General features: G+C 71.4%; 15 protein-coding genes. 7 read left to right on the forward strand and 8 right to left on the reverse strand.

Annotated elements, in window-relative coordinates:
- Nucleotides 1–12 precede the first annotated feature (12 nt).
- Entirely contained in the window at nucleotides 13–1,176 is a 1,164-nt protein-coding gene (locus ACIA6T_RS32865) for a phosphatidylserine/phosphatidylglycerophosphate/cardiolipin synthase family protein (RefSeq protein WP_385059368.1), read from the forward strand.
- A gap of 72 nt (nucleotides 1,177–1,248) precedes the next feature.
- Here the strand turns inward: ACIA6T_RS32865 and ACIA6T_RS32870 are convergent, their stop codons facing one another.
- Nucleotides 1,249–2,406 carry an acyl-CoA dehydrogenase gene (locus ACIA6T_RS32870; protein WP_399450177.1) on the reverse strand — a complete coding sequence of 386 codons (1,158 nt, stop codon included), beginning with the start codon at nucleotides 2,404–2,406 and terminating at the stop codon, nucleotides 1,249–1,251.
- A gap of 181 nt (nucleotides 2,407–2,587) precedes the next feature.
- Here ACIA6T_RS32870 and ACIA6T_RS32875 point away from each other — a divergent pair, with 181 nt between their 5' ends.
- Nucleotides 2,588–3,931: a UDP-glucose dehydrogenase family protein gene (locus ACIA6T_RS32875; protein WP_399450179.1), complete on the forward strand. Its 1,344-nt coding sequence runs from the start codon at nucleotides 2,588–2,590 to the stop codon at nucleotides 3,929–3,931.
- 445 nt (nucleotides 3,932–4,376) lie between these two features.
- Here ACIA6T_RS32875 and ACIA6T_RS32880 read toward each other — a convergent pair whose 3' ends face one another.
- Entirely contained in the window at nucleotides 4,377–4,883 is a 507-nt protein-coding gene (locus tag ACIA6T_RS32880) for a CGNR zinc finger domain-containing protein (protein WP_399450180.1), read from the reverse strand.
- 116 nt (nucleotides 4,884–4,999) lie between these two features.
- On the opposite strand from ACIA6T_RS32880, the gene ACIA6T_RS32885 reads away from it, so the two are divergent.
- A complete protein-coding gene (locus ACIA6T_RS32885) occupies nucleotides 5,000–5,359 on the forward strand; it encodes a VOC family protein (RefSeq protein ID WP_399450181.1) in 360 nt (119 codons plus the stop codon).
- Nucleotides 5,360–5,389: 30 nt separating this feature from the next.
- Nucleotides 5,390–5,782, forward strand: a complete 393-nt coding sequence (locus ACIA6T_RS32890) for a VOC family protein (RefSeq protein WP_399450183.1) — start codon at nucleotides 5,390–5,392, stop codon at nucleotides 5,780–5,782.
- 170 nt (nucleotides 5,783–5,952) lie between these two features.
- Here ACIA6T_RS32890 and ACIA6T_RS32895 read toward each other — a convergent pair whose 3' ends face one another.
- Nucleotides 5,953–6,312 (reverse strand): MerR family transcriptional regulator, encoded by a 360-nt coding sequence (locus ACIA6T_RS32895; protein WP_399450192.1) that lies wholly within the window; start codon nucleotides 6,310–6,312, stop codon nucleotides 5,953–5,955.
- A gap of 55 nt (nucleotides 6,313–6,367) precedes the next feature.
- On the opposite strand from ACIA6T_RS32895, the gene ACIA6T_RS32900 reads away from it, so the two are divergent.
- The gene (locus tag ACIA6T_RS32900) at nucleotides 6,368–7,501 is read left to right on the forward strand and encodes an alkene reductase (protein ID WP_399450184.1); all 1,134 of its coding nucleotides are present in this window, start codon (nucleotides 6,368–6,370) and stop codon (nucleotides 7,499–7,501) included.
- On the opposite strand, the gene ACIA6T_RS32905 is transcribed toward ACIA6T_RS32900, so the two are convergent.
- From ACIA6T_RS32905 to ACIA6T_RS32915, 3 genes are read right to left on the reverse strand one after another with little or no spacing between them, the layout of a single operon-like run.
- Nucleotides 7,450–8,631: a dipeptidase gene (locus ACIA6T_RS32905; RefSeq protein ID WP_399450185.1), complete on the reverse strand. Its 1,182-nt coding sequence runs from the start codon at nucleotides 8,629–8,631 to the stop codon at nucleotides 7,450–7,452. The genes ACIA6T_RS32900 and ACIA6T_RS32905 overlap by 52 nt on opposite strands.
- Nucleotides 8,632–8,636: 5 nt before the next feature.
- The gene (gene purE / locus ACIA6T_RS32910; protein WP_399450186.1) at nucleotides 8,637–9,161 is read right to left on the reverse strand and encodes a 5-(carboxyamino)imidazole ribonucleotide mutase; all 525 of its coding nucleotides are present in this window, start codon (nucleotides 9,159–9,161) and stop codon (nucleotides 8,637–8,639) included.
- Complete coding sequence (locus ACIA6T_RS32915) at nucleotides 9,158–10,297, reverse strand: 5-(carboxyamino)imidazole ribonucleotide synthase (RefSeq protein WP_399450187.1); 1,140 nt, start codon at nucleotides 10,295–10,297, stop codon at nucleotides 9,158–9,160. The genes purE and ACIA6T_RS32915 overlap by 4 nt, the downstream gene beginning before the upstream one ends.
- A 342-nt stretch (nucleotides 10,298–10,639) precedes the next feature.
- Between ACIA6T_RS32915 and ACIA6T_RS32920 the strand changes: the two genes are divergently transcribed.
- Complete coding sequence (locus tag ACIA6T_RS32920; RefSeq protein ID WP_399450188.1) at nucleotides 10,640–11,179, forward strand: GtrA family protein; 540 nt, start codon at nucleotides 10,640–10,642, stop codon at nucleotides 11,177–11,179.
- Nucleotides 11,180–11,182: 3 nt separating this feature from the next.
- Here ACIA6T_RS32920 and ACIA6T_RS32925 read toward each other — a convergent pair whose 3' ends face one another.
- On the reverse strand, nucleotides 11,183–12,457 hold the full coding sequence (locus ACIA6T_RS32925; protein WP_399450189.1) for an ATP-binding protein: 1,275 nt from the start codon (nucleotides 12,455–12,457) through the stop codon (nucleotides 11,183–11,185).
- Nucleotides 12,458–12,511: 54 nt separating this feature from the next.
- On the reverse strand, nucleotides 12,512–13,189 hold the full coding sequence (locus ACIA6T_RS32930) for a response regulator transcription factor (RefSeq protein WP_030821646.1): 678 nt from the start codon (nucleotides 13,187–13,189) through the stop codon (nucleotides 12,512–12,514).
- Nucleotides 13,190–13,704: 515 nt separating this feature from the next.
- Between ACIA6T_RS32930 and ACIA6T_RS32935 the strand changes: the two genes are divergently transcribed.
- Entirely contained in the window at nucleotides 13,705–15,201 is a 1,497-nt protein-coding gene (locus ACIA6T_RS32935) for an oligopeptide:H+ symporter (RefSeq protein ID WP_399450190.1), read from the forward strand.
- The last annotated feature ends 135 nt before the right edge of the window (nucleotides 15,202–15,336 follow it).

The raw sequence follows: 15,336 nt of genomic DNA on the forward strand, positions 1-15,336 counted from the left end.
GGGAAGGCGCACATGACACCACAGGCGGAGAGACAGCGGCTGCGCAGACGGCTGGAACGGCTCATCGGCATCGCCGCGACCGAGGGCAACGAACTCGTGCCGCTGCGCAACGGCGACCGGATCTTCCCCGCGATGCTGGAGGCCATCCGCGCCGCGGAACACACCGTCGACATGATGACGTTCGTGTACTGGCGCGGCGACATCGCGCGGGAGTTCGCCGACGCCCTGGCCGAGCGGGCCCGCTCGGGGGTCCGGGTACGGCTGCTGCTGGACGGTTTCGGCGCCAAGGAGATCGAGCCGGAGCTGCTGGACGCCATGGACGACGCCGGCGTCCAGGTGGCCTGGTTCCGCAAGCCCCTCCATCTGTCGCCGATGCGGCAGAACCACCGCTGCCACCGCAAGGTCCTGGTGACCGACGAGCACACCGCGTTCACCGGGGGCGTCGGCATAGCCCAGGAGTGGTGCGGCGACGCCCGCGGCCCCGGTGAGTGGCGCGACACCCACGTACGGGTCCGGGGGCCCGCCGTGGACGGGATCGCGGCGGCCTTCGCCCAGAACTGGGCCGAGTGCCACGACGACCTGTACGACGAGCACGACCGCTTCACCCCCCAGGAACAGCCGGGGAACGCCACGGTCCAGGTGGTACGGGGCTCGGCCAGCTTCGGCTGGCAGGACATGCAGACACTGCTGCGCGTCATGATCACCTCGGCGCGGGAGCGCTTCCGGCTGTCCACGGCCTACTTCGCGCCCGACACCTACTTCATCGACCTCCTGGCCGCCGCCGCCCGCCGGGGCGTGCGGGTGGAGATCCTGCTGCCGGGGCCGCACACCGACCAGCGGGCCTGCCGGCTGGCCGGCCGGCAGCACTACCAGACCCTGGTCGACGCGGGCGTGGAGGTGCTGGAGTACCAGCCGACCATGCTGCACACGAAGGTCATCACCGTGGACGGCGTCTGCTCCCTCATCGGCTCCACCAACTTCAACCGCCGCTCCCTGGAGCACGACGAGGAGGTCATGCTGGCCGTCCTCGACGAGGACTTCACGGCCGCGCTGGACGCCGACTTCGACGCCGACCGCAAGCTGGGCGAGCCCGTCGACCCGGCCCGCTGGCGGCGCCGTCCCCTGACCGAACGCCTCGCCGAGGCCGCGGTCACCCCGATCCGCCGCTTCCTGTGACGGCGCGCGGCGGCCGGAAAGAGCGGAGGGCGCCCGGCCCCGGACGCCCTCCGCCGCCCGGTCCGCCCGCCGTTACGGCAGGTTGCGGGCCATGACGATGCGCTGGACCTGGTTGGTGCCCTCGTAGATCTGGGTGATCTTGGCGTCGCGCATCATGCGCTCGACCGGGTAGTCGCGGGTGTAGCCGTAGCCGCCGAGGAGCTGGACGGCGTCGGTGGTGACCTCCATGGCGACGTCGGAGGCGAAGCACTTGGCGGCGGCGCCCTGGAAGGTGAGGTCGCTGTCGCCGCGCTCGGACTTCGCCGCGGCGGCGTAGGTGAGCTGGCGGGCGGCCTCGATCTTCATGGCCATGTCGGCGAGCATGAACTGGACGCCCTGGAAGTCGGCGATCGGCCTGCCGAACTGCTTGCGCTCGGTGACGTAGCCCTTGGCGTAGTCGAGGGCGCCCTGGGCGATGCCGAGGGCCTGGGCGGCGATGGTGATGCGGGTGTGGTCCAGCGTCCTCATCGCGGTGGCGAAGCCGGTGCCCTCCTCGCCGATCATGCGGTCGGCGGGGATGCGGACGTCGTCCAGGTAGACCTCGCGGGTCGGGGAGCCCTTGATGCCGAGCTTCTTCTCCGGGGCGCCGAAGGAGACGCCCGCGTCGGACTTCTCGACGACGAAGGCGGAGATGCCCTTCGAGCGCTTGGTGGGGTCGGTGACCGCCATCACCGTGTAGTACTCGGACTCGCCGGCGTTGGTGATCCAGCGCTTCACACCGCTCAGGACCCAGGTGTCGCCGTCTCGGACCGCCCGGGTCTTCATGCCGGCCGCGTCCGAGCCGGCGTCGGGCTCGGACAGGCAGTACGAGAACATGCCGTCGCCCTGGGCGAGCGGGGTCAGGTACTTCTTCTTCAGCGCCTCGGAGCCGGAGAGGATCACCGGCAGCGAGCCCAGCTTGTTCACGGCCGGGATGAGGGAGGAGGAGGCGCAGACGCGGGCCACCTCCTCGATCACGATCACCGTGGCGAGCGCGTCCGCGCCGGCGCCGCCGTACTCCTCGGGTACGTGTACGGCGTGCAGGTCGTTCGCGGTCAGGGCGTCCAGGGCCTCCTGCGGGAAGCGGGCCTCCTCGTCCACCGCGGCGGCGTACGGCGCGATCTTCGCCTCGGCCAGCGCGCGGACGGCGTCACGGAGCATGTCGTGCTCCTCGGACGGGCGGTACAGGTCGAAGTCAGCCGATCCGGCCAAGGTCTCTCACGCTCCAAAACACTGCGATGCTGGTCACGCTAACTACCGTTAAGTAACTCAAATTTTAGAGCGTCATCCACGGTTGTGGATAGGTGAGCTGGGCGACAGCCCGCCGGTGGCGGTGCCGGGCCCCCGGTTATGCTCAGGCCCGCACTGCATGCCGTATACCCCTGGAGCACTCATGGCCCTCAAGATCACCGTGATCGGCACCGGTTATCTCGGTGCGACCCACGCGGCGGCCATGGCGGAGCTGGGGTTCGAGGTGCTGGGCCTCGATGTCGTACCGGAGAAGATCGACAAGCTCCGGCGCGGTGAGGTCCCGATGTACGAGCCGGGACTGGACGAGCTGCTGCGCAGGCACGTCGCCGGGATCGAGGGGTCCAGCGGGCGGCTGCGGTTCACGATGGACTGGGCCGAGCTCGGGGAGTTCGGCGACGTCCACTTCGTCTGTGTGAACACTCCGCAGCGGCACGGCGAGTACGCCTGCGACATGTCGTACGTCGACTCCGCGTTCGCCTCGCTCGCGCCGCATCTGAAGGGCCCCGCGCTGGTCGTGGGCAAGTCGACGGTGCCCGTCGGCTCGGCCGACCGGCTGGCCGCCTACCTGGCCGAGCACGCCCCTGCCGGGGAGGACGCGGAGCTGGCGTGGAACCCGGAGTTCCTGCGCGAGGGCTTCGCCGTGCAGGACACGCTGCACCCGGACCGGATCGTGGTGGGCGTGCGCAGTGAGCGGGCGGAGAAGGTGCTGCGGGAGGTGTACGCCACGCCGGTCGAGGAGGGCTCGCCGTTCGTGGTGACCGACTTCGCGACCGCGGAGCTGGTGAAGACCTCGGCGAACTCCTTCCTGGCCACGAAGATCTCGTTCATCAACGCGATGGCCGAGGTGTGCGAGGCCGCGGACGGTGACGTGGCCAAGCTGGCGGAGGCCATCGGCTACGACGACCGGATCGGCGCGAAGTTCCTGCGGGCCGGGATCGGTTTCGGTGGCGGCTGTCTGCCGAAGGACATCCGGGCGTTCATGGCGCGCGCCGGTGAGCTGGGCGCGGACCAGGCGCTGACGTTCCTGCGGGAGATCGACTCGATCAACATGCGGCAGCGCGGCCGGATGGTGGAGCTGACGAGGCAGGCCCTGGGCGGCGGGTCGTTCCTGGGCAGGCGGGTGGCCGTGCTGGGCGCGACCTTCAAGCCGGACTCGGACGACGTCCGGGACTCGCCGGCGCTGAACGTGGCCGGGCAGATCCACCTCCAGGGCGGCCAGGTCACGGTGTACGACCCGAAGGGCATGGACAACGCCCGCAGCCTCTTCCCGACCCTGGGGTACGCCGACTCGGCGCTGGAGGCGGTGCGCGGCGCGGACGTCGTGCTGCATCTGACGGAGTGGCGGGAGTTCCGCGAGCTGGACGCGGCGGCGCTGGGCGAGGTGGCGGCGGAGCGGCTGATCCTCGACGGGCGCAACGCGCTCGACCCGGAGGTGTGGCGCCGGGCCGGCTGGCGCTACCGCGCGATGGGACGCCCCACCGCGTAGACGAAGAGCGGAGGGCGCCGGTTCGGCCGAGGCTCAGTCGGCCGAACCGGCGCCTCGCCGCATTCTGCCAAACCACGCGCGAACACGGTGCGGCTACGCGCCCTTCCCGGCGACCCCGACCGCAGTGCACCGCGGTCCGGCAACGCCCCGAAGGGGCGCGGGACCGTACCGACGTGCGGCTACCGCCGCGCCTCCAGCGGACCCCGCAAAGCCCACTGCGGCACGGCAGCGCCCATAGGGGCGCGGGGAACTGCGCGACCAGCCACGACGGCGCGGCAGACGACCAACGACACACCACCGCATCCCCGGAGAGCCCGACGCAGCCCACCGGGGCCCGGCAGCACCCCGAAGGGGCGCGGGACCGTACCGACGTGCGGCTACCGCCGCGTGGGCGCGACCAGCCACGACGGCGCGGCACACGACCAACCGCACCCCAGCGGAGCGTTCACGCCCCCTTCGCCCGATAGCGCCGCATCTTCGCGCGGGCCCCGCACACCTGCATGGAGCACCAGCGGCCGCGTCCGGCGGGGCTGCGGTCGTAGTACGCCCAGAGGCAGTCGTCGGCCTCGCAGGCCTTCAGCCGGTTCCAGGTGCCCGCCGTGACCGCCTCCGCGACGGCCGCTGCCATGCGGGAGAGCAGGGCCCCGTCGTCGACGGGGGCGAGTGCGGCGGAGCCGTCCGCCGGGTCGACCGTGACCACCAGGGGCGCCCGGGCGAGCAGCTCGCCGAGCGGGGTGACCGCGCGGTGCGGCGGGTGTCCGGCGTGGGCGAGCAGCGTGGCGCGCAGGGACTCGCGCAGTTCGCGGGCGGAAGCGACGGTGCCCTCGGTGAGCCCGAAGGGCGCGCGGCCGTCCGCCGTGTCCAGCGCGTCGGCGCCCGACTCGACGTCCAGCGTGTTGACCAGGGCCTGGACCAGGGCCAGCTTCCCGGGCGGGGCCGCTCTCTCACTCATGCCTGGACGCCGCCTCTCCCTTTCCCTTTTCCCCTTGCGACGTTACCTCCGATACGGGAGCATGCGGTAACCGTTACTGGTTACCCGTCCCTGACGGTAACAACGAGGAGGAAGTCATGTCCGTTGCCAAGGTGGGCGCCGTCGTCCTGGACTGTCCGGACCCGCGCGCGCTGGCCGGTTTCTACGCCGGGCTGGTGGGCGGCACGGTGGTGGACGAGGGCGAGTGGGTGGACCTGAAGGTGGACAACGGCCCGACGCTGGCCTTCCAGGCGTCCCCGGAGCACGTACCGCCGCGGTGGCCGTCGGCCGACGGCTCCCAGCAGTTCCACCTGGACCTGACGGTCGAGGACCTGGACGCGGCCGAGAAGGAGGTGCTGGCGCTGGGCGCGAGGCCGCTGGACGCCGACGACCGCTCGCGGACCTTCCGGGTTTACGCGGATCCGGCCGGGCACCCGTTCTGCCTGTGCGCCTGCTGACCCGCTGACCCGCTGCCCCCTGGAGGATCCATGGCCCCCGTGGCCCGTCTGCGTTCCGTCGTTCTCGACTGCCCCGACCCGCGTGAACTGGCCGTCTTCTACGCGGCCGTCGGCGGCGGCACGCCCGTGGAGGAGGACCCGGACTGGGTGGTGCTGCAGGTCCCCGCGGGGCCCCGGCTCGCCTTCCAGCGGGCGTCGGGGCACACCCCGCCGGACTGGCCGAGCGCCGGCCACGGCTCCCAGCAGTTCCACCTCGACTTCGACGCCGGCGGGACCTGGGAGGAGCTCGACGCGGCGGAGGAGAAGGTGCTGGCGCTGGGGGCGCGGGTGCTGGACCGGGAGGACTACGAGAGCAAGGACTTCCGGGTGTACGCCGATCCGGCGGGGCATCCGTTCTGCCTCTGCCGCATCGAACAACCCTAGGGGGGCGTCCGGATCCTGCCGGGGTTCCGCCCCGGCGCCCTCCTCCGCCGTGCGGCGTACGGCACCGGATCCCGCCCGGCTCGGCCGCGAGGCGCCGCTGCCCCGAGCCGGGCCGATCCGGACGACGCCCCCGGCCGTCCGGGTCCGTGACGGTCGCCGTCGGCGGCGGATCAGCGCGCGCGGGCCGCCTCGATCACCTCGTCCAGGGTGTCCCGGGAGCGGACCAGGTCGGCGATCGTCCGGTCGATGCGGTCCCGCTCGGCGACGAGGTCGGCGACCAGCTTCGGCGTGGCGACGGCCGAAGGGCCGCCGTCCGCGTCCCGCATACAGGGCAGGAGCCGCGCGATCCTGTCGCTGTGCAGACCGGCCGCGTACAGCTCCTGGATCCGGACGACCCGGTCGACGGCCGCCTCCGGGTACTCGCGGTGTCCGCCCGGCGTCCGCTCGGCCGTGAGCAGGCCCTGCTGCTCGTAATAGCGCAGCGACCGCTCGCTCACTCCGGTGCGCCGGGCCAGTTCGCCGATCCGCATCCGTCCCACCCCCGGGCTTGATTCTGACATCAGTGTCAGGTTCTAGCGTACGGCCATGACGCATACGCCAGCGCTCTTCGAACCCGCCCGGCTGGGCCCGCTCGTCCTCCCCAACCGTCTTCTGATGGCGCCGCTGACCCGGAACCGCGCCGCCGCCGACGGCACCCCGACCGAGCTCATGGCCGCCTACTACGCCCAGCGCGCCTCCGCGGGACTGATCATCGCCGAGGCCACGACGCCCAACGCGGTCGGACAGACGTACCCGAACATCACCGCCATCCACACGCCGTCGCACGTGGCGGGCTGGCGGCGGGTCACCGACGCGGTGCGGGACGCCGGCGGCGGCGGGATGTTCCTCCAGCTCCAGCACGGCGGCCGGGTCGGCCATCCCGCGACCAGCGGGCTGACGCCGGTGGCGCCCTCACCGGTGCCGCTCCCCGAGACGATCGTCACGCCCGGCGGGCGCCGTCCGGCCGTCGTACCGCGCGAGATGACGGCCGCGGACATCCGGGCGACCGTCGCCGACTTCGCGAAGGCGGCCCGCAACGCGCTCGACGCCGGGTTCGAGGGCGTGGAGGTGCACTCCGCCAACGGGCACCTGCTGCACCAGTTCCTGGCCCACAACACCAACCGCCGCACCGACGGCTACGGTGGGCCGGCCGAGCGGCGGATCCGGTTCGCGGTGGAGGTCACGGAGGCTGTGGCCGCCGAGATCGGGGCAGCCCGGGTGGGGCTGCGGATCTCCCCCGGCAACACCGTCAACGGCATCGAGGAGGGCGGGACCGAGGAGATCCACCCGGCGCTCGCCGAACGGCTCGGCGGGCTCGGGCTGGCGTACCTGCACCTGGTGTTCGCCGACCCGGACGCGCCGGTGTTCGCAAAGATCCGTGCCGCGTGGCCGGGGACGCTCGTCGCCAACCCGGTGCTGGAGGAGATGTCCTCCGACGCCGTGCACCGCGCGTCCGGGCGGCTGCTGGACGCCGGGGCCGATCTGATCGCCCTCGGCCGGCCCTTCCTCGCCAATCCCGACCTGGTGCGGCGGCTGCGTCTCGACGCGCCCCTGAACCAGGTGCGGGACCGCTACCTGATGTACGTGGGCGGGGCGGACGGCTACACCGACTACCCCACCCTCGACGATCAGCCGTCCAGGTCCTCGATCGTCGCGTTCGACGGGCCCCGCGTGGTCTGAAGGTCCCGGGCCACGTCCTCCGCGGCGCCCAGTACCCGTACCGCGTTCTTCCAGGTGAGCTTGGACAGGTCGGCCTTCGACCAACCGCGGTCGAGGAGCTCGCCGATCAGGTTCGGGTAGGTGGAGACGTCGTTCAGGCCGTCGGGGGTGAAGGCCGTGCCGTCGTAGTCGCCGCCGATGCCGAGGTGGTCGATGCCGGCGACCTCGCGCATGTGGTCCAGGTGGTCCGCCACCGTGGAGACGGTGGCGACCGGGCGCGGGTTGGCCTCCTCGAAGGCGCGGTGGATCCTCATCCCCTCGGCGGTGGTGTCGAGGTGGTGGAAGCCGTGCGCGCGCATGTTCTCGTCGGCCGCGGCCGTCCAGTCGACGGCCGCCTGGAGCACGAACTTCGGCACGAACGTCACCATCGCGACACCGCCGTTGGCGGGCAGCCGCTCCAGCACGTCGTCGGGGATGTTGCGCGGGTGGTCGCAGACCGCGCGGGCGGAGGAGTGGGAGAAGATCACCGGCGCGGACGTGGCGTCCAGCGCGTCCCGCATGGTCGTGGCGGCGACGTGGGAGAGGTCGACCAGCATGCCGAGCCGGTTCATCTCCCGCACCACCTCGCGGCCGAAGGCCGACAGGCCGCCCACGCCGGGCTCGTCGGTCGCCGAGTCCGCCCACGCCACGTTGAAGTTGTGGGTGAGGGTCAGGTAGCGGACGCCGAGGTCGTACAACCCCCGCAGCGTGCCGAGGGAGTTGGCTATGGAGTGGCCGCCCTCCGCCCCCATGAGGGAGGCGATACGGCCCTGGCTCCGCGCGGCCTCCATGTCGGCGGCGGTCAGCGCGGGCGCCAGCTCCTCCGGATGACGGGCCAGCAACTGCCGTACGCAGTCGATCTGTTCCAGCGTGGACGGCACCGCGTCGGGCAGGTCCGCGCGGACGTACACCGACCAGAACTGCGCGCCGACGCCGCCCGCCCGCAGGCGGGGTATGTCGGTGTGCAGATGGGCGGACTGGTCGCCGGCGATGTCGCGGGCGCCGAGGTCGTAGCGGACCTGTTCGCGCAGCGCCCACGGCAGGTCGTTGTGGCCGTCGACGACGGGGAACTCGCGCAGCAGTTCGCGGGCCTGTTCCAGTGGGGAGGTCATCCGTGTCACTTCCCGAAGCCGAAGCCGGCGGCGGAGCCCTCGGCCTTGGCGCGCAGCCGCTTGCCCTTCTCGGTGGCCTGGTCGTTGAGCTCCTGCTGGAAATCCCGCATGCGGCCGAGGAGTTCCTCGTCGTGGGCGGCGAGCATCCGGACCGCGAGCAGACCCGCGTTGCGGGCGCCGGCGACGGAGACGGTGGCGACCGGGACACCGGCCGGCATCTGCACGATGGACAGCAGCGAGTCCATGCCGTCGAGGTACTTCAGCGGCACGGGCACGCCGATGACCGGCAGCGGGGTCACCGAGGCGAGCATGCCGGGGAGATGGGCGGCGCCGCCCGCGCCCGCGATGATCGCCTTGAGGCCCCGGTCCGCGGCCTGCTCGCCGTACGCGATCATCTCGCGGGGCATGCGGTGCGCGGAGACGACGTCGACCTCGTAGGCGATCTCGAACTCGTCGAGGGCCTTGGCCGCCGCTTCCATGACGGGCCAGTCGGAGTCCGACCCCATGACGATGCCGACAACTGGGCTCATTCGGTGATCGTGCCTCTCAGGTAGCCGGCTGCGTGACGGGCGCGCTCCAGCACGTCGTCCAGGTCGTCGCCGTAGGTGTTGACGTGGCCCACCTTGCGGCCGGGCTTCACGTCCTTGCCGTACATGTGGATCTTCAGCTGGGGGTCGCGGGCCATGCAGTGCAGGTACGCGGAGTACATGTCCGGGTAGTCGCCGCCGAGGACGTTGACCATGACCGTCCACTTCGCGCGCGGGCGGGGGTCGCCGAGCGGGAGGTCGAGGACGGCGCGGACGTGGTTGGCGAACTGCGAGGTGATCGCGCCGTCCATGGACCAGTGTCCGGAGTTGTGCGGGCGCATCGCGAGCTCGTTGACGAGGATGCGGCCGTCGCGGGTCTGGAACAGCTCCACCGCGAGGTGACCGACGACGCCGAGCTCCTTGGCGATGTTCAGCGCCATCTCCTCGGCGCGCATCGCGAGCTCCTCGTCGAGGTCCGGCGCGGGCGCGATCACGGTGTCACAGACGCCGTTCACCTGCTGCGACTCCACTACCGGGTAGGCGACGGCCTGGCCGTGCGGGGAGCGGACCACGTTGGCGGCCAGCTCGCGCACGAAGTCGACCTTCTCCTCGGCGAGGACGGCGACCCCCGCCCTGAACGGCTCGGCTGCCTCCTCGGCGGAGTCGACGACCCACACGCCCTTGCCGTCGTAGCCGCCGCGGACCGTCTTGAGGACGACGGGGAAGCCCTCCCCCTCGGCCGCGAACGCCGCCACGTCCTCGGGGTCGGCGACGATGCGGTGCCGTGGGCACGGCACCCCGATCGCGTCGAGCTTCGCCCGCATCACGCCCTTGTCCTGGGCGTGCACCAGCGCGTCGGGGCCCGGGCGGACGGGGATGCCGTCCGCCTCCAGGGCCCTGAGGTGCTCGGTGGGCACGTGCTCGTGGTCGAAGGTGATCACGTCGCAGCCGCGCGCGAACGCGCGCAGCGTCTCCAGGTCGCGGTAGTCGCCGACGACGACATCGCCGACGACCTGCGCCGCGGAATCCTGCGGAGTGTCACTGAGGAGCTTGAACCTGATGCCGAACGGGATGCCCGCCTCGTGTGTCATACGAGCGAGCTGGCCACCGCCGACCATGCCGACTACCGGGAACGTCACGCCCCCAGGGTATCGGCCGAGCCACCGTGGCCGGTTTACCGGCCTCTTCCCGGACGATCCGCGGGCGATCCACGAGTGATCCGCGGGCGATCACACGAGTGATCCTCGGTCGAACCGCGGTCGATCTGCGGTCGGTCCGCGGCGATCCGCGGGCGATCTGCGGTCGGTCCGCGGCGATCCGCGGGCGATCCGCGGTCGGTCCGCGGCGATCCGCGGCGATCCGCGGCCGCGATCCTCGTCCGCAGGAAGGCGGTCGCGATCCTCGTCCGCAGGAAGATCGCGGAGACGGGTGGTTAGCATGGTCTGGTTGACGCCAACCGACGGACGGGGGCCAGCACCACCATGGGACACGGTTCCTCCGGGCCTCCGACCACGGCCCCGGCTCCGACCCCGCGCGGCACCGTGCGGGAGCGGTTCGACCGGCTGGTCCGTGAGGTCGTGAAGTTCGGCGCGGTCGGCGGAGCCGGTCTGCTGGTCAATCTCCTCGTGTTCAACCTGGTCCGGCAGGTGACGGACCTCCAGGTGGTGCGGGCGAGCGTCATCGCCACCATCGTGGCGATCGTCTTCAACTACATCGGCTTCCGCTACTTCGCCTACCGGGACCGCGACAAGTCCGGGCGCACCCGGGAGATGACGCTGTTCCTGCTGTTCAGCGCGGTCGGCCTGGTGATCGAGAACGGTGTGCTGTACACGGCGACGTACGGCTTCGGCTGGGACAGCCCGCTGCAGAGCAACATCTTCAAGTTCCTGGGCATCGGTGTGGCGACCCTGTTCCGCTTCTGGTCGTACCGCGCCTGGGTGTTCCGCGCGCTGCCGGTGCGGGAGCCGGTGACACGGGGCGCCCCCGCCGACGGCTCCCGCGCGACGCAGCGCGTGCCGTAGCCGTCAGCGCACCGTCCGGCGGGACTCGTCGTCCGGGGACTTCTGCGGCGGCGTGCGGGAGAGGAACAGGCCGAAGACGGCCGGACTGGCCTGGAGCATCTCCAGGCGGCCACCGTCCGCCTCCGCGAGGTCGCGGGCGACGGCGAGGCCGATGCCGGTGGAGTTGCGGCCGCTGATCGCCCGTTCGAAGATCCGCGCGCCCAGGTCGGCGGGGACGCCGGGCCCCTCGTCGGTGACCTCGACGACGACCTGGTTGCCGGTGACGCGGGTGCGCAGGGCGACCGTGCCGCCCCCGTGCATCAGCGAGTTCTCGATCAGCGCCGCCAGCACCTGGGCGACCGCGCCCGGCGTGCCCACCGCCCGCAGCCGGCGCTTGCCGGAGGTGACGATCGCGCGGCCCGCGCTGCGGTAGGCGGGGCGCCACTCGGCGAGCTGCTGCTGGATCACCTCGTCGAGGTCGAAGGTGACCGCGGAGCCGGTGCGCGGGTCGCGGGAGTTGGTCAGCAGCCGCTCCACCACGTCCGTCAGCCGCTCCACCTGCGTCAGCGCGATCGTGGCCTCCTCCTTCACCGTGTCCGGGTCGTCGGTGAGGGTGATCTCCTCCAGACGCATGGACAGGGCGGTGAGAGGGGTGCGCAGCTGGTGGGAGGCGTCGGCGGCGAGGCGTCGCTCGGCGGTCAGCATGCGGGCGATGCGCTCGGCGGAGCGGTCCAGCACGTCCGCGACCCGGTCCAGCTCGGGAACGCCGTAGCGGCGGTGGCGGGGGCGGGGGTCGCCGGAGCCGAGGCGTTCGGCGGTCTCCGCGAGGTCGGTCAGCGGGGAGGCGAGCCTGCTGGCCTGGCGGATCGCCAGCAGCACCGCCGCGATCACCGCGAGCAGCGCCACCAGGCCGATGATCAGCAGCGTACGGCCGACCTCCCGGGTCACCGAGGAGCGCGGCTCCTGGACGGTGACCGTCTCGCCCTCCTCACCGGGCGCCGAGGCGCTGATGACGTCGCCGTCCGGTTTGGTGCCGACCTCGATGGGCGGCTTGCCGGGGATCTCGATGACGGCGTACCGGTCCTCGGTGACCTGGTCGCTGATGATCTCGGCGGTGACCTTGTCCTCGACGAGCAGCCGGCTGTCGACGATGCTGGCCAGCCGGACCGCCTCGGACTCCACCCGCTCCCTGGCGCTCTCGCTGATGGTGCGGGTCTCGACGATCACCAGGGAGACGCCGAAGACGGCGATCACGACGAGCACCACGGCGAGCGTGGACTGGATCAGACGGCGGCGCATGTCCTCTTACTCACTGGCGAACCCCGGTTGCCCACTGATGGGCCCCGGCGGGGTTCAGCTCTTCTCGAAACGGAAGCCCACACCGCGCACGGTCGCGATGTAGCGGGGGTTGGCCGCGTCGTCGCCCAGCTTCTTGCGCAGCCAGGAGATGTGCATGTCGAGGGTCTTGGTGGAGGACCACCAGGTGGTGTCCCAGACCTCGCGCATCAGCTGGTCGCGGGTGACGACCCGGCCCGCGTCCCGCACCAGGACCCGCAGCAGGTCGAACTCCTTCGCGGTGAGCTGGAGCTCCTCGTCGCCCATCCAGGCCCGGTGCGACTCGACGTCGATGCGCACCCCGTGGGTGGCGGGCGGCTGCTGGGGCTCGGCGGAACCGCGCCGCAGCAGGGCCCGGACCCGGGCCAGCAGCTCGGCGAGCCGGAACGGCTTGGTGACGTAGTCGTCGGCGCCCGCGTCCAGGCCGACGACCGTGTCCACCTCGTCGGCGCGCGCGGTCAGGATCAGCAGGGGAACCGTGTGCCCCTCGGAGCGGAGCCGGCGGGCGACCTCCAGACCGTCCATGCCGGGCAGTCCGAGGTCCAGCACCACCAGGTCGACGCCGCCCTGCATGCCGGCTTCGAGCGCGGTGGGTCCGTCCTCGCGCACCTCGACTTCGTATCCCTCCCGGCGCAGGGCGCGGGCCAGCGGCTCCGAGATGGACGCGTCGTCCTCGGCGAGCAGTACACGGGTCATGTCAGTGATGGTAGTCCCGCCGCCACGGGGCCCGGGGTGTGATCGCCCGCGTTGACTCTTACCTCCGGCATACCCGTTTCTCACCTGCGGCGGCCCCGGTTCGCACCTGCGGCTGTGGGGTGCGAACCTAGGAGGGACCTTCGAATGAGTGATCCCGGTTCCAGTAAAACCTGTGATCCGTGTCTCAAGTCCTTCCATATCCGGCACTGTCCTGCCGTATGGTGAATCAACGCCTGTTGCACCACGGGGACCTTTGGCGCAGTTGACGCCGAGGGTCTCTTTTGTGTGCGGGCCGGCCTGTGTGCCGGCCCCGGAAGGAATGACCTGTGGCCGGGCCCCGTCGTGCGCAGACGCACGGCGGGGCGTGGATCCCGGTGGTCGCCGTCCGCCGTTCCGCGACCCGGAGCGGCCCTCCCCCGGGCGTGGGGTGGACGGTAGGACCTCGCCGGTGCCGGCCGCCCCCCACCGGGCGCGTACACGCTCGCGCGACGCGTCCCGACCAGCAAGGATCGACCATGGCGTCCAGCCTGACGAAGGACTCGGTCACTCCGGGCACCCCCGGATCCGAGAAGACCTTCTTCGGCCACCCCCGCGGACTGGCCACTCTCTTCATGACCGAGATGTGGGAGCGTTTCTCCTACTACGGCATGAGGGCTCTGCTCCCGCTGTACCTGGTCGCGCCGGGCGGGCTCGGCCTCGGTGCCGGCACCGCGACCGCGATCTACTCGGTGTACCTCTCGCTGGTGTACCTGCTCACGATGCCGGGCGGCTGGTTCGGCGACCGTGTCTGGGGACCCCGCAAGACCGTCGCCGTCGCCGGCGGAGTCATCATGCTGGGCCACCTGACGCTGGCCCTGCCGTCCTCCGGCACCTTCTACGCGGGGCTCGGCCTGGTCGCGATCGGTTCCGGTCTGCTGAAGGCCAACATCTCCACGATGGTCGGCCAGCTCTACGAGGGTCCGGACGACCCGCGCCGGGACGGTGGCTTCACCGTCTTCTACATGGGCATCAACCTGGGTGCCTTCGCCGCGCCGCTGATCATCGGCACCATCGGTGAGAGCGTCAACTGGCACCTGGGCTTCGCGCTCGCCGCGGTCGGCATGGGCCTGGGCGTGGTCCAGTTCCTGCTCGGCAGCCGCCACCTGGCCCCCCGCTCCAGCGTGGTCCCGAAGCCGCTGTCGGCTCAGGAGAAGACCTCCACGCTGCGCAAGGCCGCGTTCTGGGCCGCGCTCGCCGTCGTCTTCTACGCGATCGTCGGCTTCTCCGGCGCCTACACCCTGAACTGGATCCTGGTCCCGCTGACCCTGCTCGGCGTGATCATCCCGGTGCTGGTGCTGACCCGCATCAAGCGTGACAAGTCCCTGGACCGCGCCGAGCAGTCCAAGATGTCGGCGTACATCTGGTTCTTCGTCGCCGCTGCCGTCTTCTGGATGATCTACGACCAGGGCGGCTCGACGCTGTCGCTCTTCGCCGACTCCTCGGCCGAGAACAGCGTCTTCGGCTGGGACTTCCCGGTCTCCTGGTACCAGTCGGTCAACCCGGTCATCATCATGGCCCTGGCCCCGGTCTTCGCCACGCTGTGGCTGGCGCTCGCCCGCCGCGGCAAGGAGCCGAGCACGATCGTCAAGTTCGCCTTCGGTCTGGTCCTGGTCGGCGCGTCCTTCTTCCTCTTCCTGGCCCCGCTGGGCATCGCGGAGGGCGGCCACAAGGCGGCGGCCATGTGGCTGGTGGCGATCTACTTCGTCCAGACCTGCGGTGAGCTGCTGCTCTCCCCGGTCGGCCTGTCGGTGACGACGAAGATGGCTCCGGTGAAGTACGCCTCGCAGATGATGGGCGTCTGGTTCCTGGCCGTCACCGCCGGTGACGCCACGACCGGTCTGCTCTCCATCGCCGGCGTCGACCTGAACAAGACGGGCATCGTCGCGATGGAGGCGAGCCTCGCGGTGGTCGCCGGTATCGCGGTGTGGATGTACCGCAACAAGGTCAAGGCCCTCATGGGCGACGTCCGCTGAGCCTTCCCCCACGGCTCGCCGAAGGGCCCCGCGTCCGAGACGGGATGCTGTTGGTTAATTCGGGCCCTCGCGTGACGTCGGCTCCCAAGACCCGGTTGTGGTCTTGGGAGCCGACGTCGTTTGGGGAGGGTGTCG

It is taken from the genome of Streptomyces sp. NPDC051740, assembly GCF_044453165.1.
Classification (GTDB): domain Bacteria; phylum Actinomycetota; class Actinomycetes; order Streptomycetales; family Streptomycetaceae; genus Streptomyces; species Streptomyces atrovirens.